Origin of the sequence: Duganella sp. FT27W (assembly GCF_009295655.1) — a bacterium.
GTDB lineage: Bacteria > Pseudomonadota > Gammaproteobacteria > Burkholderiales > Burkholderiaceae_D > Rugamonas > Rugamonas zoogloeoides.
Window position 1 is genome coordinate 385,344 of the sequence record NZ_WHIV01000001.1, and the last position, 18,341, is coordinate 403,684.

Genomic DNA, 18,341 nt, shown 5'->3' on the forward strand with positions numbered 1-18,341 from the left:
GGTAAACCTCATGCAATGGCGTAGCGGATGCGGTACGGCGCGAAGCCGAGCTTGCGCTTGAATTCACGCAGGCCGGGCAGGGCGCCGAGATAGGTGTCGTACATCAGGTAGTTGTAACGGTGTTCGTCGATCAGGCGGCAGGCGATATCGGCCAGCAGCAGGTACATCACGCCGTCGGTCTTGATCCCCAGCAGGCGGTCGGTGGCGGCGAAGTCGCCGTAAATGCCCAGGTCGCAATAGGCCACCAGCTTGCCGCCGGCATCGAGCACGCCGTAGTAGCGGAAGCTGTCCACGGCCACGTAATGGTCGGTGCGGTGGGTGTAAGCCGGGTCCATGGGCCGGCCCTGGCGCATGCGCTGCGAGGTATTGATGCGATGGATGTCGTCGATGTAGTCGTTGCGGTCGATTTCGGCCACCGTGTAGCCGCGCGCGCGGGCCCGGCGCGCCTGATAGCCGGCATGATCTTTCTGCGCCACCGACTGCAGGTAATCGGCGCCACTGGCGAACGCGCGCAGGTCGATCAGCGCCACCCCCAGCGACTTGTTACGCACGATGCGGTAGCGCGGGTGCGGCATGGTGAAACTGGCGTGGGTACGCCGTATCAGGTCGGGATTGAGCGACGCGTCGAAACGCAGCCGGGCGCGCGGCAGGCGGACGATGTCGGCGGCCAGTCGCAGCCGCGCCAGCACGGCCGGCCAGAGCCCGGAGGTGTCAGAGGTGGTCATAAAAGTCGATCAGCTTGGTGGACTGGCTGCGCCAGTTGTAACGGGTGCGTATCGCGCGGCGGCCGTTATCGCCCATGCGGCGGGCGATGTCCGGGTGGCCGGCCAGGTAGTCGATGGCGGCGGCAATTGCCGGCGGATCGCATGGATCGACGCACAGCCCGCACGCTCCGCCATCGGCGCTATCGCCTTCCACGATGGCGCGCCAGCGCGGAAAATCTGATGCGATCACCGGAATGCCGGCGGCCATGTACTCGAACATTTTCACCGGCAGCGCATCGAGGTGGTTGAGCGTGGGATGCAGCGTGACCAGGCCTGCGCGCGAGGCGCCCAGCAGTGCGGCCACGTCGCCGCGCGCCAGCTGGCCCAGTGCGTCGATGTGGCGCCAGCCGGGGCGGGCGCGCAGTTGCGCTGCCAGCGCAGGTTCGCTGAAAGCGCCGGCCAGTTGCAGCCGCACAGGGGTTTGCAGCAGCTCGCAGGCGCGTACCAGTTCGGCAATGCCGCGTATCACGGACAGCCCGCCCGCGTAGCACACCTGCAGCGGCTTGTCGGCCCAGGCCAGGTCGGCGCCAAACTCCTCGGGCATCGGAAAATTGTTGATGTCCACCGTGGCGCGGTTGATGCGCTCAAACCGTTCGCGGATGAACGGCGTGGCCGTGATCACGCCATCGAGCTGGCGGCAAGCCTGGTGTTCGAAGCGGGCGTAGGCGGCGGCCAGCGCGCGCCGGGTCCAGGGCGGCAGGTAGGGCTTGCCCAGCAGCTGGCGCGGCACGTCCTCGTGGGCGTCGAAGATCACCTTGCAGCCGTGGCGTTGCAGCAGCAGTCCGACCGGCAGGAGCTCGGGGTCGTGCAACTGCACCACGTCGGGCGCCAGCGCCAGCGCGCAGCGATACACGCGGGTGGTGGCCGACATCATCCTTTGTAGCCGTCCACGTGCGGCGCCAGCATCGACGATGCGGATGCCATGGCGGTCTTCGTCGCCGCGGCCGTCGGCTACCACCAGCGTGACCCGGTGGCCGTGATCGGCCAGCGTGCGGCACTGCTTGCCGAAGATGCGGGCGTCGTGGCGCGGATGGGCGGACGTCAGGTGGGCGATATTGAGCATGTCAATCTCCCGCGCGGTACCGCGCATAGGCGCCCAGCGCGGCGCCGATCAGCATGTCGCTGAAAAAATGCGACAGGCATAATAACAGCAAGGTGCTGGCCAGCAGGCTCCAGGCCAGCAGGTAGCGGTGATCGCGGCTGGTGCGACCGCCCAGCAGGTAACCGTGGATGGCCAGGTGCGTGAGCGGATAGAGCAACAACGCCAGCAGCGCGGCAAACCCCAGCAGTCCCAAATCCACCCACGCTGACAGGATGTTGTGGGCGTACCGGCCGCTCGGGTAGCTGCCGTAGTCGCCCAGGATAGGGTGGTCGGCGATGGTGCGCAGCGCCTGCTCGGTGAGCGCATGGCGCGCGCTGGCGGACGTGGAATGCGACAAATCCAGCAGTTCCAGCGTGCGGTTGCCCGGCACGGCTGCCACCAGCGCATCGAGGTTGAACTGCAACAGCATGATGGCGCCCGCCATCAGCATCAGCATCGCCAGGCGCGAGCGTGCCGCGTGCAGCTCGAACAGCGGAATCAGGAACAGCAGCGCGCCGAACTCGCTGCGCGCGGTGTTGATGTACAGCGTGGGCAGGCCCAGCGCGTACAGCGCCCAACGCAGCGAGGCACGCCGCGTGCAGGCCAGCAGCACCACCATGGGCAGCAAGTAGGAGCGTGAGAAGCCCTGGTACGTGGCCACGCTTTCGGGGTCGCGCGCGGCGCCCAGCGCGGCGAGGTAAAAAGCGCCATCGACCGCGTACGCGAACACCACCGCCGACATGGCCAGCAGGCTGGCCAGCAAGGTCAGCTGGAAGCGCTTCGATTCGAAGTCCAGCGTCTTGAAGATCACGAACAGCAGGAACATGTACAGCAGCCCCAGGGTGTGGTGGCTGGTGGCGCCGCCACCGGCCAGGCCCATGTGCAGCACGATGATGGTTGCATAGTAGGCCAGGAACGCCAGCCAGGCGGCATCCACCCGGTGCACGCGCCAGCCGCAGGCGCGCATGCGCAGCAGGTATGACAGCAGCAGCGGCGCGAACATCAGCAGCGAGATCCAGGCGAAGTAGCCGCCCAGGTAGGCGCGGATCAGGCCCAGGCCGAGCAGGGTCTGGTAGGCAAAAAAGCCGGGGAACAGCAGCCAGAACGCCAGTTCGGCCCAGGCCGGACCGAGCAGGCCAAGCGGCCCGGCGCGGCGCCCGGCCGCGTACACCTGCGTGAGCGGCGGCGCGGGGAAGGCGATGGCGTCAGCCGGCAGCATGGAGCCTCCGGCCCGGCAGGCGGTCGAGCGCGTAGCGGTACGACAGGTGCAGATACACCAGGTACAACAGCGAATAGCCGATGCTGTAGGCCAGCACATTGTGCGACAGCGACAGCGGCGCCGCAAACGCAGCGACGGTGGTGGCAAACAGCGCCACCTGCCACAGCAGCTCGATCTTTTGCCGGCCCGCCACCGAAAACACGTAGCTGAGCGGGCCGGCGATGAAATTGAGGAAAAACAGCGGCGCCATGATCTGCGCCAGCTCGCCGGCGCCGCGCCAGTCGGCGCCGAACACGAAGGCAAACAAGGCGGGCGACGCCACCCACAGCACCAGGGCGGGCACCGCGCCCAGCGCCAGCAGCACGCGCAGCGCATGGCGGTAGGCGGGGCGGCAGTCGCCGTGTTCCTGGTACTGGCGCACCGACTCGCGCTTGAACACTTCCAGCACCGACGCGGCCAGCAGAGAAATGGGCGCGGCCAGCACGCGCTGGGTAAGCGCGAACAGCCCCGCCGCCATCACGCCATGGCGCGCGCCGATGATCAAGAGCGGCAACTGGCCCACGGCCGCGTTGAGCAGGCTCGATGGTAATGTGAAGCGCCAGAAGGCGCGGTGGTGGCGCAGGTAGCGGCGTTGCGGGGCGGTGGGCAGCAGTGCGGCCCAGCCTTGGCGATGCAGCCGGCGCATGTAAACCTGCAAGCGCGCTGCTTTCAATCCGGCACCCCGTAACGGCAAATGCAGTAGCCGCCGTGCGGCCAGCAGACCTGCAGCCAGGCCCACCAATTGACCGGCCAGCAGGGCATCGCCGCCGGCGTCGGTCAACCGCATGGTCAACCAGGGCAGGGATGCCAGCATGGCCAGTAACCCCAACTGGGCGCCGGCCACGCCGCCAGCCGCCACGATCCGCGCCTTGGCCGCCGCCGCAAAGCCGTTGTGCGAGGCGGCGTAGGCCAGCGTGGTCTGCATGCCGGCTGTCAGCCATGCCGCCAGGCCCAGGGTGAGCACGCCCGGCCATGATATGGCGACCAGGTCCAGCAGCCGCGCCGCCACCAGCGCCACCGTCAGCAGCACCGCCAGCCAGGTGGACGACCACGCCACCACGCCAAAGCACAGTCGCTGGCGGATACGGCCCGGGTCGACCACCATGGCGAATTCCATGCGCAAGGTGGCCGCCACAGCGGCAATCGCGACCATGCCCAGCCACACGCTGAACGCGCCCAGTTCGCCCGGGGTGCACAGCCGCGTGACCAAGGGCGCGGCCACGATGGGCAGCGCCTGCGCGGCCAGCGATCCGCCCAGTACCGTGAGCAGGTGCTTCCAGAAATTGGGCAGGGCGGCCATGGTTTGCAATACCTCAGGCGTCGAGCGCGGCCAGCACAGTGGCCGCCACGCGGGCCACGTCGGACTGGCTCAGGTGCGGTCCCATCGGCAAGCTCAGTACCCGTTGCGCCAGCAGTTCGGCCACCGGGCAGGCCGCGTCGTCATAACGCAGGTAGGCCGGCTGCTGGTGGATTGCCTGCGGATAGTGCACCACGCTGGGGATGCCGGCGGCCGTGAGTGCGGCCTGCACCGGTTCGCGGCAGGGCGGCACGATGGTGTACTGGGCCCAGGCGCTCGCTTCCGCGCCGCCCAGGGTTTCCACCCGACTGCCGAAGCAGCGGTCGTAGGCGGTGGCCACGCGGCGGCGTGCGGCGATTTCGTCGTCAAACGTGGGCAGTTTGGCCAGCACCACCGCGCATTGCAAGGTATCCATGCGGCCGCCCACGCCCACGCGGGTGTGGTGATAGCGCTGGGCCTGGCCGTGGATGCGGATCTCGCGCATCGCTCGCGCCATTTCATCGTCGCTGGTGAAGATGGCGCCACCGTCGCCGTAGCAGCCCAAAGGTTTGCTGGGGAAGAAGCTGGTGCAGCCGATGGTGGACAGGTTGCCGCTGCGCTGACTACGATAACTGGCGCCGAAGCTTTGCGCCGCATCCTCGATCACGGCCAGGCCGTGGCGGCGCGCGATGCCGTTGATGGCGTCCATGTCGGCCGGCTGGCCGTACAGGGAGACGGGCATGATGGCGCGGGTGCGCGCGCCGATACGGCGGACGATGCGGGCTGGATCGAGATTGCCGCTGGCGCGTTCGACATCGACAAACACGGGCCGCGCGCCAGCGAGCACGATGGCCTCGGCCGTGGCGATGAACGAGAACGGCGTGGTGATCACCTCGTCGCCGGCCTGCACGCCTAGCGCCATCAGGGAAATGAGCAGCGCCTCGGTGCCCGACGACACGGTCACGCAATGGCGCGCGCCGCAATACTCGGCCAGTTGCGCTTCGAGTTGCGCCACTTCGGGCCCCATGATGTACTGACCGTGGTCGAGCACACGCTGGATGCCGGCGTTGATGTCATTGCGCAGTAATTCATACTGCTGTTTCAGGCCCGTGAATTCCATTTATTTCTCCCGAATTAGTCGGCTGGTTGAAGGGTGCAGACGCGGCCCGTCACCGAGTACACGTCACCGGTATGCGGACAGCGCGCCCGGCCGTCGGCGCCGCGCGGCAAGTCCAGGCGTTCGCCGTGGCGGCTGATCCAGCCGATCTGGCGCGCCGGCACGCCGGCCATCAGCGCGAAATCGGGCACGTCGCGGGTGACCACGGCGCCGGCGCCGATCATCGCGTACGCGCCGACGGTCACACCGCAGACCACGGTGGCGTTGGCGCCGATCGATGCGCCCCGGCGCACCAGCGTGCGGCGGTACTCGTGCTTGCGTACCACGGCTGCGCGCGGGTTGTGCACATTGGTAAACACCATGCTGGGGCCGCAGAACACGTCGTCTTCGAGCACCACCGCGTCGTACACCGAGACGTTGTTCTGGATCTTGACGTTGTGGCCGATGACGACATCGCTGGCGATGAAGACGTTCTGACCCAGCGAGCAGCGGTCGCCGATGCGCGCGCCGCCGCACACGTGACTGAAGTGCCAGATGCGGGTGCCTTCGCCCAGGATGGCGCCGGCATCGACAATCGCGCTGGCGTGAACAAGGTTATCCATTGAAAAACTCCTAGTAGTCGAGCGGCAGCGCCACGCGGCGGCCATCGCGCGCGGAACGGTAGGCGGCGATCAGCACTTCGAGCGATTTGAGGCCTTCGCGCCCGTCGGTTTCCGGTTCCGCCTCGCCGCGCAGGACGGCAATCACGTTGTCGTAATAAAGCGGGTGGCCATAGCCATAGACCGACGCGGTTTCGTAGCTGGCCTGTTTCACCTTTGCGTCGTCCGCGTCGGGCACCGCGAAGTCCCACTGCTGCACCTCGTTGACGGCCACGCCGCCGATGCGTGCAGTGCCGGTTTCGCCCAGCACGGTGATGCTGCCTTCGAGGTTGTGCGGGTAGGCCAGCATGGTGACGTTCATGGAGCCGAGTGCGCCGTTGCGCCAGCGCAGGCTGATCACGCCCGTGTCTTCCACCTCGATATCGCGCGCCAGCGTGGCGGTGTACGCCTGCAGGCTTTCGACCGGGCCGATGATCCAGTCGAGCAAATCGACATAGTGGCTGGCCTGGTTCATGAAGGCGCCGCCGTCGAACTCCCAGGTGCCGCGCCATGGCGCGCTGTTGTAGTAGCTTTGCGGGCGGGTCCAGAACACATTGAGGTTGACCATGTAGATACGGCCGAAGCGCTTGTTGTCCACCGCGCGCTTGAGCAGTTGCAGCGTGGCGTTGCGGCGGTTCTGCTTGACCACGAACATGCGCACGCCAGCTGCATCGCAGGCGCCCACCATGCGCTTGGCATCTTCCCAGCGGGTGGCCATCGGCTTTTCGGTGATCACGTGGCGGCCGGCGCGCGCCACCCGCACCGCCTGGTCCGGATGCAGGCCGGACGGCGTGGTGATGATGCAGGCGTCGATGTCGCTGCGCTCGAGCATGTGGTCGAGGTTGTCGAACGGGGTGGCGCCGGTGTCGGCGGCGGCGCGGTCGAGCGCAGTGGCATCGACATCGCACACGGCCACCAGCTCGCAGCGGTCGGCATGCTGGGCCAGCGCGCCGAAATGGTTGCGGGCGATGCGGCCGCAACCGACCAGCGCGAAGCGCAGCTTGCGGTCGGTGACGGCAGGGCAGAATTGACGCATGGGCTACTCCTTGCAGTGGGTGCAAAAAAGTCAGGAAGCGTGGACGGCCACCGGCGGCACGGCTGCCAGGGGCGGCACGCGCAGGCGGCGCAGCGCGGCCTCGCTGTCGGTGGCGCGGACCCCGGTTTGCGGCGTGAATTCGGTGATGATGGTCTTGAGCATGGCCTCGATCAGCCAGCGGTCGTTGCTGGCGCAGGCGACCAGCAGCAGTTCCAGGTACTGGTCGAGCTGCGCGGCGGGCAGCGCCTGCTCTTTCATGCACAGGATGCGCGGGTGGCGGCTTGGCGTGGCGCCGTCGGCAATGAGCAGTTCTTCCTGCAGCTTTTCGCCGGGGCACAGGCCCACGTAGCGGATGTCGATATCGCCCTGCGGATTGCGCGGCGTGCGTTCGGTGAGGCCGGCCAGCGCAATCATGCGCCGCGCCAGATCGACGATGCGCAGCGGCGCGCCCATGTCGAGCACGAATACTTCGCCGCCTTCGGCCATGGCGCCGGCCTGGATCACCAGTTGCGCCGCTTCCGGAATGAGCATGAAGTAGCGCTCCATGGCGGCGTCGGTAATGGTGAGCGGACCGCCCTGCTGCAACTGCTGGCGGAACAGCGGCACCACCGAGCCGGACGACCCCAGCACATTGCCGAAGCGGACCATGCTGAACGTGGTGACGCTCGCGCCTTCATCCTGCGCGGCCTGGAACACCAGCTCCGACAGGCGCTTGCTGGCGCCCATGATGGTGCTGGGCCGCACCGCCTTGTCGGACGACACCAGCACGCAGGTATGCACGCCGTGGCGGGCAGCCGCATTAGCGACATTGCGCGCACCGACGACGTTGTTGCGCAGTCCCTCGACCATATTGGTTTCGACGATGGACACGTGCTTGTAGGCGGCTGCATGGTAGATGGTGTGGATGGCCGCGCCGTCCATCACGCGCTCGAGCATGCGCTCGCTGCACACGGAGCCCAGGTGCGCATGCAGCACCAGTTGCGGCCAGCGCGCCCGCAATTCCTGGGCGATGGTGTAGAGCGCGAACTCGCTGTGATCGATCAGGTGCAGGCAGCGCGGCGCCAGGCTGGCGATTTGCCGGCACAACTCGCTGCCGATGGAACCACCGGCGCCGGTGACCAGCACGTTCTTGCCGCGCACGCAGCGCGCGAACAGCGCGCTGTCGGGCTGCACCGGTGCGCGGCCCAGCAGCTGTTCGAGGGCGAAGTCGGGCAGGCCGCGGCTGGCGGCGTCCGTCGGCGGCGGCACCTGGTGGTGCAGCAAGGACCGCAGCAGGGCGCGCATGCCGGCGCGCGAGGCGATCAGGTACAACATCGCCAGCGGCCAGTACATGGCCAGCACCGGACCGGGGATGCGCGCCGCCGCGCCGTCCCTGGTCAGCAGGTACAGCGCGACGATAGCGGCGCCCAGCGCCATGCCGGCCAGGAAGAGCGTGCGCTGTTCGAGCTGGCGCAGCGCGGCGCCGTACAGCGACGCCATCGACAATGCCGAGATGCTGAGCGCCGTGAGCAGCAGGGCGGCAGGCCACGGCGGCATGCCGCCGGTGATCACCATCATGGCCAGCACCAGGCACAGCGGCAACGCCACGCCATCGGCCACGCACATCAGCAGGCGCTTGCCGCTGCGGTTGATGGCGGCCAGCCGCACACACAGCTGGCGGACGGAAGAGGCGGGGTGGTGGACGGAGACGGGCATGGTGCGGTACCTTCAAAAAGCATGCGAGGCCTGGGTGGGCGGCTCGGGATGCACTGATTGTCGGCTGACCAGCACTTTGGGACTTGACTCCTATCAAACGGCGACACGGACCTTGTCCGTGCGGCTTGACAACTAATTTCCTATTCCTATTTATTTTCCAAATTAAACTTACTTGGTAACAGGCTTGAGCGTCTGACAGAGCCTTCGGAGCAAGGCGCAGCGACGAAGACAGTACGAATGTACGGCGAGGAGCTGCAACGCAGCGCCGGAGGTTCTGTCAGACGCTTTTGATGATGTAGACGCATCGTCTTGCGCCATTGAGCATATGCTCCACCCGCCCAACCGAGCAATCGCTGCCCAGCACGCGCTGGAAAAGGTCCAGCTCCGAGCGGCAGAATTGCTGGCACTGGCGCGCGGCCGCGCAGATCGGGCAGTGATTTTCGATCAGCAGCAGGGCGCCGTCGTCGGCTGTTTGCACTTCCGCCATATAGCCTTCCACCGAGCGCGCCTGCACCAGCGCCGCCACCCGGTCTGGCAGGGCGCGGGCGCCAGCCAGGTGCTGGCGGTACTGCTGCTCGCTGGCCTGCTCGCGCGAGGCGATCAGTTTATCGAGCCCCGCGTCGCCGAACAGCTGGCGCACCTGGTCGATCAGCTGCACGGTCAGGTCGGCGTGGCGGTCGGGGAAGCGCGCGTGGCCTGCTTCGGTCAGCAGCCAGCGCCGCGACGGCCGGCCCGGTTTGTCGGCCACGTCCTCGTAGGTAAGCATGCCCTTCTCCTGCCACGCTTCGAGCTGGCGGCGCGCACCCATCGAGGTCAGGTCGAGCAGTGCGGCCAGTTGCTGCGCAGTTTGCGGGCCGCGCGTCTTGATCAGGAAAAGGGTCTGGTCGGCGGTGTTCATGACAGTGCTCCCGCCGCCGGTGCCGCGCGTTGCAGGCTGTAGTGCCAGCGTTGCAGCCGCCACGCCGACCACGCGCCCAGCGCGGCCGAGAGCAGCAGGATCAAACGCGTATCGATCAGGGTGAGCACCGCGCCGATCAGCGCCATCACGATATTGGCGAGACAGAAAGTGGTGGAGATCAGGCCCATCACCGCGCCCTGGCCGTGGGCGCCGAAACGCTCCGCGCACCAGTGCGGCACGATGCTGCTGTGGAAGGCGTGCGGTATCCCGAACAGCACGATGGCAGCCAGGCCGAAGCTGGCGTTGCTGACCGCCAGCACGCCGATGAGCGTCGCGGTCGCATATGCAAACCCGCGCGCCCGCAGCAGCGGTTCTCCGGCGAACTTGCGGCCGGCGACGATGGTGGTGGCCGTCATCACGCCGCACATTGCAGCCGTGGCCCAGGCGATGCCACGCGGACCGTAGCCCGGCACTTCCACCAGCCACAATGGATAGAACTCGTAGAAGCCGGTGACGCAGCAGCTGTACGCCAGCGTGATGATGAACAGCGTGCGCAGCTCCGGCTCGCGCAGCAGATTCAAGGCATGGCGGTGGCGCGCCACTTGCCACCACGACGTGGTAGCCGCCGACGGCGCTTCGCGCGGCAGCGCCTTGGCCACCAGCACGGCGGTACCGAGCAACAGCGCCACGGCAATCCAGAACGGCGTGGTGATGCCGTACCCCAGCGTGAAACCGGCCATCAGCGGCCCCACCAGCCAGCCCATGTAAAACGCGCCGTTCAGCCACGACAGCGCCTTGCGCCGCAGGTCTCCCTCCAGCTTGTCGGCCAGCATGGCGCGCGCCACCGAGCCGTTACCTTCCAGCAGGCCGGTGATGAAGCGCGCGACGATAAACAGCGGGAACGATTCGATCACCAGGGCCAGCGCCGTAATGGCATGGCCGATGGCCGCACCGACGGCGGTCACCAGCAGCACCGGCCGGCGGCCGTAGCGGTCCGACATGGGGCCGAGCAGGGCAGAGCCGATCAGGAGGCCCAGCGGGTTGATCGTCAATGCCAGGCCCAGCAGCAGCTTGGGCGGCAGGCCGAGGAAGGTGTTGAGGCCGTTGGCGGTGCCATCGGCAAACAGCGGTGCCAGGATCGGATACGGCAGCGCGGCGCCGACGGTGGAGAGCAGGGCCAGCAGGCAGGCGCTGCTGATGAGCAGGGAATTTTTCATGGCGTTACTGTAACGGCCCGGCCTGAATAAGTAAACGAAAATGTTTATTAATTGCCGGGCCTCTGACTGCGCGGTATGATGGCGCTCTTCTTACAGACCGGAGCACGACGGAGCATGATCAGCAAGTGGCGTAACTGGTTCGGCGGCCGGCGCGGCGGGGTGTTTTTCCTGCTGCTCGGTATCGGCATCATCGGCATCTTCATCGCGCTCGAACTGCGCTTCCCAAGCGCGGCGCAATTGCAGGCCGTGACCGGCCGCGTGGACTGGACCTACGACAGCCGTGGCGCCATGTATTTTGCCGCACGCACCACGCCGCAGCAGTTCGTTGTGCACGTCAAGGGCGATGCCGATGGCCGCCTGCGCGCGGCGCTGCGCTCGGCCACGAAGCTGTACCCGGTGACGGTGCGCTTCAATCCGGCCCAAGTCAATCACCCCGGCTTTTTGCCCGGCGACTTCCACGTGGCGTACGGCGTGTCGGTGGGCGGCAAGGAGGTTACCAGCCTGGCCGACGTCCGCACCAGCTACGGGCGCGACAACCTGGTGGCGCTGGTGATGGGATTGGTATTCATGCTGCTGGGCGCGCAGCGCCTGTATATCTATCGCGACGAAAAACTCACCGCAAATCGCGCTGGCGGCGGAAGGCGAGCCAGCCGGCGATTGCCGTAAAGCTGGCCACGATCAGCACCACCACCAGGAAGCCGTGCGGCGCGTCGGCCAGCGGGATGCCGCCAACGTTCATGCCCAGCAGGCCGGCGATGATGTTAATCGGCAGGGCCAGCACGGTGACGATGGTCAGCACGAACAGGCTGTGGTTGTTGCCCTCGTTGACCAGCGCGGCGATCTCTTCCTGGATCAGCTTGATGCGTTCCTGCAGCGACGCCATGTCGGCCAGCACCATCGAGAATTCCTCGGTGGACTGGCGCAGCTCCTGGGCGTCGATCTCGGCCACCCAGCGTGGCGGCCGTTGCAGCAGGCGGAACAGCGCTGCTGGTTCGGGCGCCAGCAGCCGGCGCAGGCGCACCAGTACCCGCCGCAATTCACCGAGGCTGGCGCGCTTGGTGTTGAGCTTGCCGGCGAGCAGATTGTCTTCGATGCCATCGACCGTGGCAATCGCATGGCGCACGATCTTGATCAGGGCGTCGGCCTGGTCGCGCAGCAGGTGGATCAGCAGTTCCACCGACGAGCGGATCGGTTCGCCGTTGCGCACGGCGTTGCGCAGGCTGTCGATGGCACGCAGCGGCTTGCGGCGCGCGCTGATGACCACCTGCTTGTCCACGCTGAGCCACAGGGTGGAAATGTCGGACGGGTCGAACGAAAAATCGTGCAGCACATCGTTGACCACGGCGATCAGCGTGTTGTCGGCCACCTCGATGCGGGTGGAGCGCGGCCCCTCGTGCAGACTTTCGTAAAACTCCTCTGGCAAGGACAGATGCTCGTTGAGCCACTTCTCGCTGGCGGTATTGGCCAGGTTGTAGTGCAGCCAGATGAATTCCGACGGATGCAGGTCGCGGTGCTCCAGCCAGGCGCAGGCTTCGTCGGCGTTGAGCGGCACGCCCACGCCTTCCTGCGCGCGGCCGAACACGTAGCCGCACACCAGGCCCGACGCATCGGAGCCGTAAGAGAAGGGTGTTTGCTGCATGCTCACACCAGCAGCGCGGCGCTCATCTCGGCGGCGTTGTCATGCGCCTGCTTGAGCAGCACTTGCAGGCGCTCGGCGTCGATGAACAGGTCGATGGCCGATTCGGAATGCGGCGGCAGTTCGCGCTCGGCCTCCTGCAGCGGCGAGCGCACCGGCGTGAGCAGGTTGGCCAGCAGCAGCGTGTCCAGCAAGGTATCGGGCGGGATCGACATGAAGGCGTCGCGCAGGCCCTCGATGGCGTCGGCCACCGGCTCGGGAATGCACAGTTTGCGCATCACTTCGCGGGTGATGATTTCTTCGCTGGCCGAGTGCCAGTTTTCCGGATCTTCTTCGAGCAGGCCCGGGAATTCGTCCGCGCGCGAGAGCAGGTAAAAGCCGCCCACTTCGTGCACGATGCCGGCGAACAGCGCGGTGTCTTCGTTGACGCCGGTGACGTCGCGCGCGATCAGGCGCGCCAGCGCGGCCACGGCAATGGTGTGGTCCCACAGTTTTTCGGCCTTGACGCGCAGCGCCGGGTCGACCAGTTTGCTGCCGAACTGGCGCACCACCATGGCGGCGGCCAGCGCGAACAGGTTCTGGTAGCCGATGCGCATGATGGCGCCACGGACGTTGGTGACCACGGGCGCACCGGCGCGCGCGAACATGGCGGAGTTGGAGATGGCGACGGTGCGCGCGGCCAGCGTGGGTTCGGCCAGCACCAGGCTGATGGCCTTGTCGATCGGGCAGTCGGGATCGTCGAGCGCAAGCTGCACGCGCAGGGCGGCGTTGACGCTGGTGGGGAACACCAGTTCGCCGCGGATGGCCATGGCCGCAATGTGGCCGAATGCTTCTAATTTATTCATGATCAAAATTATACGCAGCCCGGCGCACAAGCTCAACGCCATGTTGGGCTGCGCGGGCACTGATTCACGAATAGAGGCGGGGATGCGACAGTCCCGGTGTTTAAAAGATAATCGTTAAGCGCTGGCCAGTTGCGGCTGGCGCTGTGCCGGCGCGGCGCCATACCGCGCCACCGACAGATCGTCGGCCAGGATCGCCGGCTTGCGCGCCGAGATGATATCGGCCAGCAGCTGCGCCGAACCGCACGACATGGTCCAGCCCAGCGTGCCGTGGCCGGTGTTCAGGTAAAGGTTGCGCAGGCCGGTGCGGCCGACGATTGGCGTGCCGTCCGGCGTCATCGGCCGCAGGCCGGTCCAGAAGCTCGCTTCGGCAGTGGCGCCGGCGCCGGGGAACAGGTCGTTAACGACCATTTCCAGCGTCTCGCGGCGGCGCGGATTGAGGCGCTTGTCGAAACCGGCGATCTCGGCCATGCCGCCGACGCGGATGCGGTCGTCGAAACGGGTGACGGCGATCTTGTAGGTCTCGTCGAGAATAGTCGAGACGGGAGCGGCGTCGGCATTAACAATCGGCACCGTGATCGAATAGCCCTTGAGCGGATAGACCGGCACGTCCAGCAGGCCCTTGAGCAGCGGCGTGGAATAGGCGCCCAGCGCCACCACGTACGAATCGGCGGTCAGCAGTTCGCTGCCGGTCTGCACGCCACGGATCTGGTCGCCAGCCTTGATAAGTGCATCGATCTCGATGTTGTAGCGGAATTTGACGCCGAGCTCTTCCGCCATGGCGGTCAGGCGCGTGGTAAACAGCTGGCAGTCGCCGGTTTCGTCGTTGGGCAGGCGCAGGCCGCCGACCAGCTTGGTCTGGTCGAGGCCCGGCTCGGCGCCGACCAGTTGTGCGCGGTTCAGCAGTTCGTACGGGACGCCGGTTTCCTGCAAAACGGCGATATCCTTGGCCGCATCATCGAGCTGCTTCTGGGTGCGGAACAGCTGAGTGGTGCCTTGCTGGCGGCCTTCGTATGCGATGCCGGTGGCGGCGCGCAACACCTTGAAGCAGTCGCGGCTGTACTCGGCCAGGCGCACCATGCGCTCCTTGTTGACGGCGTAGCGCTCGGGCGTGCAGTTTTGCAGCATCTGCCACATCCACTGCAGCTGGAACAGGGTGCCGTCGGGCGTGATCGACAGCGGCGCGTGACGCTGCATCATCCACTTGACGGCTTTCAGCGGGATGCCGGGGGCGGCCCACGGCGACGCATAGCCGGGCGAGATCTGGCCGGCATTGGCAAAGCTGGTTTCCAGTGCGGGGCCGGGCTGGCGGTCGATCACGGTAACGTCGTGGCCGGCCTGGGCCAGGTAATAGGCGCTGGTGACGCCGATGACACCGCTGCCGAGTATGAGTACGCGCATGTGAACCCCCGAATATTGTGGATGGACGCAGCGCGCCCCTATAATCCGCTATGGTATGCTTGAAACACTAGCTTTTGTTACTGTAAAAATCGATAAATTTAGTGGAATTTCATGCGAATACAGAAGGAATCGGTCCGTACCCTGGACAAACTCGACCGCAAGATCCTGCACATCCTGCAAGCGGACGGCCGCATCTCGATGAAAGACCTGAGCGAGCAGGTGGGCCTGTCGATCACGCCCGCCATCGAACGGGTGAAACGCATGGAGCGCGACGGCGTCATCACCGGCTACCATGCGCGCATCGACCCGCCGGCGCTGGGCGCCAAGTTGCTGGTGTTCGTCGAGATTACGCTGAACCAGAAATCGGGCCCGGTGTTCGAGCAGTTCCGCCGCGAGGTGCTGCGCATTCCCGAGGTGCAGGAGTGCCACCTGGTGTCCGGAGACTTCGACTACCTGATCAAGGCGCGCATCCACGAGATGGCCGAGTATCGCAAGCTGCTCGGCGATATGCTGCTCAGTTTGCCTGGCGCGGCGCAGTCGAAAAGCTACGTGGTGATGGAAGAGATCAAGGAGACGCTGGCGCTGGCCACCGGTGCGTGATGTCCTCTGCCGTCATCCGCTAAAATAGCGGCCATGAAATACAACCAGACGGAGCAAGTGTGAACACCCACGGTACTCCCACCAGCACTAGCACCAGCACCGGCGTCGGCAGCAGCGCCGACGCCATTCACGTGCGGTCCCTCGACGAACACCTGTCCGCCGACCAGAGCTTCAGCTCCGCCTACGCGCGCGCGGTCGGCGCCATTGCCGGCCGCGACGGCAAGCTCACGCTGGCGCAGTTTGCCGCCGTCACCGAGCTGGCCGGCGACGGCAAGTCATCGGCCGTGTTCACCGCGTTGGTGCTCAACGCCATCGAGTCCGGCGTTGACGTGGACTGGGCCTTTGCGGCCCTGGCCCGCAGCGCTACACCGATCGACCAGGCCGCGCGCGAAAACGCGCTGGCCATGGCGATTCCGCTGCTGGCGCTGCACGGCGGCGATGCCCGGTCGCTGGCCCAGCGGCTGGCCAAGGCCCTGTCGGTGCGCCTGGCGCCCGAGGACTTCGAGCGCCTGCCGGCCGCCGAAGAAAAGGGCTTGCTGGCCAACCTCGGCGAGCAGGCGCGGCGCCTGGTGCGCGGGCGTTCGCTGTCCGACGCGGTGGCCGATTTCGGCCGCAGCGCCGGCCAGCCGGTGCTGGTCGAACATGCGCGCAACTATCAAGCGGGCGACATCGACCACGCGCAACTGCATACGCTGGTGAGCAGCACCACCACGGTCATCCTGCAAGACATCGCCGCGTACCTGGACCAGGCGCGGCAGATGGGGCTCGACGAGTCGATCGCCGCCACCCTGGTCACCACTGCCAACGAAATGAAAAGCCAGGTGATGCAGCGGCTGGTGCTGGTCGAGCAGCGCATCGCCTACGAACGGCGCCTGCTGACCGAAGAAATCGACGACGCCGTGCACGACGCCGGCAATGCCATCGAACTGGCCATCGCCGACCGCCTGGCCACCGACAAGTGGAAAGAGGACGAGGTGTGGGAGAGCATCGGCCGCAACCAGTTCGGCCAGGAGATGGAGCGCCGGCTCGACCGCATCGTGCGGCGCAAGGAGCAGGCGGTGCATTTGCTGCAAGAGGACCTGCGGCTGTTCCAGTCCGGCATGCGGCTGGGGCAGGTGTCGATGTTCGAGCGCCAGCACCATTCCACGCTGGCCCGCCTGATGCCGCGCCTGCGCATCGGTACGCGGCTGGCCAACAGCGCCGAAACTGCCGCCAATGTGACCTTGATGAGCGGCGTGGTGGCTGCCGCCGGCACCGGCACCGCCGCCTACCTGATCGGCGCGGCCGTGGTACTGCCGGTGGTGGCGCCGGCTGCGCCATTCGTCGGCGGCGCGGTGCTGCTGGCGGGCGCCTTCAAATGGTTCACCGACGCCGGCAAGCGCAAGCGCACCGAAATCCGCGACAAGCGCAGCGCCTTCGAAGCGGAACTGCGCAAGCAGCTGCAAGGCGCCGAACACACGTTCAACGCCCAGCTGGACCTGGTGGCGCAAGGCTTCCGCGAGTCGGCCGAACAGATGCTGATGCCGCTGCTGCTCGAAGCCGAAGCGGCCGGCCGCGTGCCCGGCATGCGCCAGCGCATTGCCGACCGCGTGATCACCCAGGCGCAAACCGCCATCACCCAGCTCGACGCCGAACTGCGCAAATAGTTCAGGGCCAGTTCCGGCATCCGGACACGAACCGAGCCCTATCGCTGTCGGGCTGGCTTGCAGCCTAGTGCAGGTTGCGGCTGATGATGGTGTCGGCGGCCGTGGTGGCCTGTTGCAGCGGTTGCGACAGCGCGGCGGTCTGGTACACCGGCTGTTGCGGCATGGCGGCGCCCAGTACCGGGCCGTCGGTTTTGCTGATGTCCACCTTGACGGTGGTCGAGAGGCCGATGCGCAGCGGATGGGCGTGCAGCTCGGCGGCGTCCAGGGCGATGCGTACCGGCAGGCGCTGCACCACCTTGATCCAGTTGCCGCCGGCGTTTTGCGCCGGCAGCAGCGAGAAGGCGCTGCCGGTGCCGGCCGATAATCCCACCACCTTGCCGTGGAATTCCACCTTGCTGCCATACATGTCCGCTTCCACCAATGCCGGCTGGCCCACGCGGATGTTGCGCAGCTCCGATTCCTTGAAATTGGCGTCTACCCACAACTGGTCCAGCGGCACGATCGCCAGCAGCGCCGTGCCCGGCGTGGCGCGTGCGCCCACTTGCACCGCGCGCTTGGCGATGTAGCCGGAGACCGGCGCGACGATGGTGTTGCGGCGCGCAGCCAGCCAGGCGTTCTGGTAGTCGGCCTTGGCCGCCAGCACGTCCGGGTGGTGCGACACATCGACACCGGTCACCGACGCCTGCGCCGCCTGTTCCTGTTTCACTGCCACCGCCACGGCGGCGCGGGCGTTGTTGACGGCCTGGCGCGCGTGCGCCACTTCCTCGCCCGAAATCGTGTGGTCGGCCGCCAGCGGCAGGCGTCGCGCCAGGTCGTCCTCGGCGCTCTTGAGTTCCAGGCGGCGCAAGGCCACGGTGGCGTCGTATTGCGCCACGTCCGCGTAGCGCTGGCGCTGCTGGCGCACGGCGGCGCTTAGCTTCGCATCGGCCTGCGCCAGCGCGACGTCGGCGTCGGCCGCGTCGAGCATGACCAGCGGCGCGCCCGCTTGCACCATCTGGGTTTCTTCGGCGCGGATCTCGGTGACGTTGCCGGTCACTTGCGACGACAGGTTGACCAGGTTGCCGCCCACGTAGGCGTTGTCGGTTTCCTGGATTTTCGACAGCACGGTCTGGTAATACACGGCATAGGCGCCGCCCACGGCCAGGAACAGCACGGTAATGCCGGCCAGGACGGTGTTGCGTTTCTTGTTGTTGCTTGATTTTGCTGGAGTGGTCTCAATGGTCATGATGGTCTCGT

At 66.7% G+C, this 18,341-nt stretch carries 17 protein-coding genes; 3 read left to right on the plus strand and 14 right to left on the minus strand.

The features are described from left to right. Positions 1 to 8: 8 nt before the first annotated feature. From F8197_RS01585 to F8197_RS01630, 10 genes are all read right to left on the minus strand, one after another. Positions 9 to 725, minus strand: a complete 717-nt coding sequence (locus F8197_RS01585; protein ID WP_152879457.1) for a hypothetical protein — start codon at positions 723 to 725, stop codon at positions 9 to 11. Further along, positions 712 to 1,827 (minus strand): glycosyltransferase family 4 protein, encoded by a 1,116-nt coding sequence (locus tag F8197_RS01590; RefSeq protein ID WP_227012015.1) that lies wholly within the window; start codon positions 1,825 to 1,827, stop codon positions 712 to 714. Before F8197_RS01590 ends, F8197_RS01585 begins: the two co-directional genes overlap by 14 nt. A gap of 1 nt (position 1,828) precedes the next feature. Further along, positions 1,829 to 3,064 carry a hypothetical protein gene (locus F8197_RS01595; protein ID WP_152879462.1) on the minus strand — a complete coding sequence of 412 codons (1,236 nt, stop codon included), beginning with the start codon at positions 3,062 to 3,064 and terminating at the stop codon, positions 1,829 to 1,831. Then, a complete protein-coding gene (locus F8197_RS01600) occupies positions 3,051 to 4,403 on the minus strand; it encodes a lipopolysaccharide biosynthesis protein (RefSeq protein WP_152879469.1) in 1,353 nt (450 codons plus the stop codon). The genes F8197_RS01595 and F8197_RS01600 overlap by 14 nt, the downstream gene beginning before the upstream one ends. A gap of 13 nt (positions 4,404 to 4,416) precedes the next feature. Next, the gene (locus F8197_RS01605; RefSeq protein ID WP_152879471.1) at positions 4,417 to 5,499 is read right to left on the minus strand and encodes a DegT/DnrJ/EryC1/StrS aminotransferase family protein; all 1,083 of its coding nucleotides are present in this window, start codon (positions 5,497 to 5,499) and stop codon (positions 4,417 to 4,419) included. A 14-nt stretch (positions 5,500 to 5,513) separates the two neighbouring features. After that, on the minus strand, positions 5,514 to 6,098 hold the full coding sequence (locus F8197_RS01610; RefSeq protein WP_152879473.1) for an acyltransferase: 585 nt from the start codon (positions 6,096 to 6,098) through the stop codon (positions 5,514 to 5,516). A gap of 10 nt (positions 6,099 to 6,108) precedes the next feature. Further along, positions 6,109 to 7,170: a Gfo/Idh/MocA family protein gene (locus tag F8197_RS01615; RefSeq protein ID WP_152879475.1), complete on the minus strand. Its 1,062-nt coding sequence runs from the start codon at positions 7,168 to 7,170 to the stop codon at positions 6,109 to 6,111. A gap of 30 nt (positions 7,171 to 7,200) precedes the next feature. Next, positions 7,201 to 8,865: a nucleoside-diphosphate sugar epimerase/dehydratase gene (locus tag F8197_RS01620; RefSeq protein ID WP_152879477.1), complete on the minus strand. Its 1,665-nt coding sequence runs from the start codon at positions 8,863 to 8,865 to the stop codon at positions 7,201 to 7,203. A 277-nt stretch (positions 8,866 to 9,142) separates the two neighbouring features. Then, positions 9,143 to 9,763 carry a metalloregulator ArsR/SmtB family transcription factor gene (locus tag F8197_RS01625; RefSeq protein WP_152879479.1) on the minus strand — a complete coding sequence of 207 codons (621 nt, stop codon included), beginning with the start codon at positions 9,761 to 9,763 and terminating at the stop codon, positions 9,143 to 9,145. Beyond that, complete coding sequence (locus F8197_RS01630; protein ID WP_152879481.1) at positions 9,760 to 10,980, minus strand: MFS transporter; 1,221 nt, start codon at positions 10,978 to 10,980, stop codon at positions 9,760 to 9,762. Before F8197_RS01630 ends, F8197_RS01625 begins: the two co-directional genes overlap by 4 nt. 114 nt (positions 10,981 to 11,094) lie before the next feature. On the opposite strand from F8197_RS01630, the gene F8197_RS01635 reads away from it, so the two are divergent. Then, positions 11,095 to 11,646, plus strand: a complete 552-nt coding sequence (locus F8197_RS01635; protein ID WP_152879483.1) for a hypothetical protein — start codon at positions 11,095 to 11,097, stop codon at positions 11,644 to 11,646. Here F8197_RS01635 and F8197_RS01640 read toward each other — a convergent pair. The 3 genes from F8197_RS01640 to F8197_RS01650 form a co-directional block, all read right to left on the minus strand. After that, positions 11,594 to 12,619, minus strand: a complete 1,026-nt coding sequence (locus tag F8197_RS01640; protein WP_152879485.1) for a transporter — start codon at positions 12,617 to 12,619, stop codon at positions 11,594 to 11,596. The two genes, F8197_RS01635 and F8197_RS01640, sit on opposite strands and share 53 nt — an antisense overlap. Positions 12,620 to 12,621: 2 nt before the next feature. Then, positions 12,622 to 13,461 (minus strand): HDOD domain-containing protein, encoded by an 840-nt coding sequence (locus tag F8197_RS01645; protein WP_152879486.1) that lies wholly within the window; start codon positions 13,459 to 13,461, stop codon positions 12,622 to 12,624. Between the two features lie 114 nt (positions 13,462 to 13,575). Beyond that, entirely contained in the window at positions 13,576 to 14,859 is a 1,284-nt protein-coding gene (locus tag F8197_RS01650) for a D-amino acid dehydrogenase (RefSeq protein WP_152879488.1), read from the minus strand. 111 nt (positions 14,860 to 14,970) lie between these two features. On the opposite strand from F8197_RS01650, the gene F8197_RS01655 reads away from it, so the two are divergent. Both F8197_RS01655 and F8197_RS01660 read left to right on the plus strand, forming a co-directional pair. Next, positions 14,971 to 15,459 (plus strand): Lrp/AsnC ligand binding domain-containing protein, encoded by a 489-nt coding sequence (locus F8197_RS01655; protein WP_019919933.1) that lies wholly within the window; start codon positions 14,971 to 14,973, stop codon positions 15,457 to 15,459. Between the two features lie 59 nt (positions 15,460 to 15,518). Further along, positions 15,519 to 17,105 carry a hypothetical protein gene (locus F8197_RS01660; protein WP_373996752.1) on the plus strand — a complete coding sequence of 529 codons (1,587 nt, stop codon included), beginning with the start codon at positions 15,519 to 15,521 and terminating at the stop codon, positions 17,103 to 17,105. 64 nt (positions 17,106 to 17,169) lie between these two features. Here F8197_RS01660 and F8197_RS01665 read toward each other — a convergent pair whose 3' ends face one another. After that, a complete protein-coding gene (locus F8197_RS01665) occupies positions 17,170 to 18,330 on the minus strand; it encodes an efflux RND transporter periplasmic adaptor subunit (RefSeq protein ID WP_152879490.1) in 1,161 nt (386 codons plus the stop codon). Between the last annotated feature and the right edge of the window lie 11 nt (positions 18,331 to 18,341).

What these genes read in the sequence shown, in the direction of transcription:
- F8197_RS01585 (WP_152879457.1), bottom strand. Translation starts at nt 725, where the DNA reads ATGACCACCTCTGACACCTCCGGGCTCTGGCCGGCCGTGCTGGCGCGG.
- F8197_RS01590 (WP_227012015.1), bottom strand. Translation starts at nt 1,827, where the DNA reads ATGCTCAATATCGCCCACCTGACGTCCGCCCATCCGCGCCACGACGCC.
- F8197_RS01595 (WP_152879462.1), bottom strand. Translation starts at nt 3,064, where the DNA reads ATGCTGCCGGCTGACGCCATCGCCTTCCCCGCGCCGCCGCTCACGCAG.
- F8197_RS01600 (WP_152879469.1), bottom strand. Translation starts at nt 4,403, where the DNA reads ATGGCCGCCCTGCCCAATTTCTGGAAGCACCTGCTCACGGTACTGGGC.
- F8197_RS01605 (WP_152879471.1), bottom strand. Translation starts at nt 5,499, where the DNA reads ATGGAATTCACGGGCCTGAAACAGCAGTATGAATTACTGCGCAATGAC.
- F8197_RS01610 (WP_152879473.1), bottom strand. Translation starts at nt 6,098, where the DNA reads ATGGATAACCTTGTTCACGCCAGCGCGATTGTCGATGCCGGCGCCATC.
- F8197_RS01615 (WP_152879475.1), bottom strand. Translation starts at nt 7,170, where the DNA reads ATGCGTCAATTCTGCCCTGCCGTCACCGACCGCAAGCTGCGCTTCGCG.
- F8197_RS01620 (WP_152879477.1), bottom strand. Translation starts at nt 8,865, where the DNA reads ATGCCCGTCTCCGTCCACCACCCCGCCTCTTCCGTCCGCCAGCTGTGT.
- F8197_RS01625 (WP_152879479.1), bottom strand. Translation starts at nt 9,763, where the DNA reads ATGAACACCGCCGACCAGACCCTTTTCCTGATCAAGACGCGCGGCCCG.
- F8197_RS01630 (WP_152879481.1), bottom strand. Translation starts at nt 10,980, where the DNA reads ATGAAAAATTCCCTGCTCATCAGCAGCGCCTGCCTGCTGGCCCTGCTC.
- F8197_RS01635 (WP_152879483.1), top strand. Translation starts at nt 11,095, where the DNA reads ATGATCAGCAAGTGGCGTAACTGGTTCGGCGGCCGGCGCGGCGGGGTG.
- F8197_RS01640 (WP_152879485.1), bottom strand. Translation starts at nt 12,619, where the DNA reads ATGCAGCAAACACCCTTCTCTTACGGCTCCGATGCGTCGGGCCTGGTG.
- F8197_RS01645 (WP_152879486.1), bottom strand. Translation starts at nt 13,461, where the DNA reads ATGAATAAATTAGAAGCATTCGGCCACATTGCGGCCATGGCCATCCGC.
- F8197_RS01650 (WP_152879488.1), bottom strand. Translation starts at nt 14,859, where the DNA reads ATGCGCGTACTCATACTCGGCAGCGGTGTCATCGGCGTCACCAGCGCC.
- F8197_RS01655 (WP_019919933.1), top strand. Translation starts at nt 14,971, where the DNA reads ATGCGAATACAGAAGGAATCGGTCCGTACCCTGGACAAACTCGACCGC.
- F8197_RS01665 (WP_152879490.1), bottom strand. Translation starts at nt 18,330, where the DNA reads ATGACCATTGAGACCACTCCAGCAAAATCAAGCAACAACAAGAAACGC.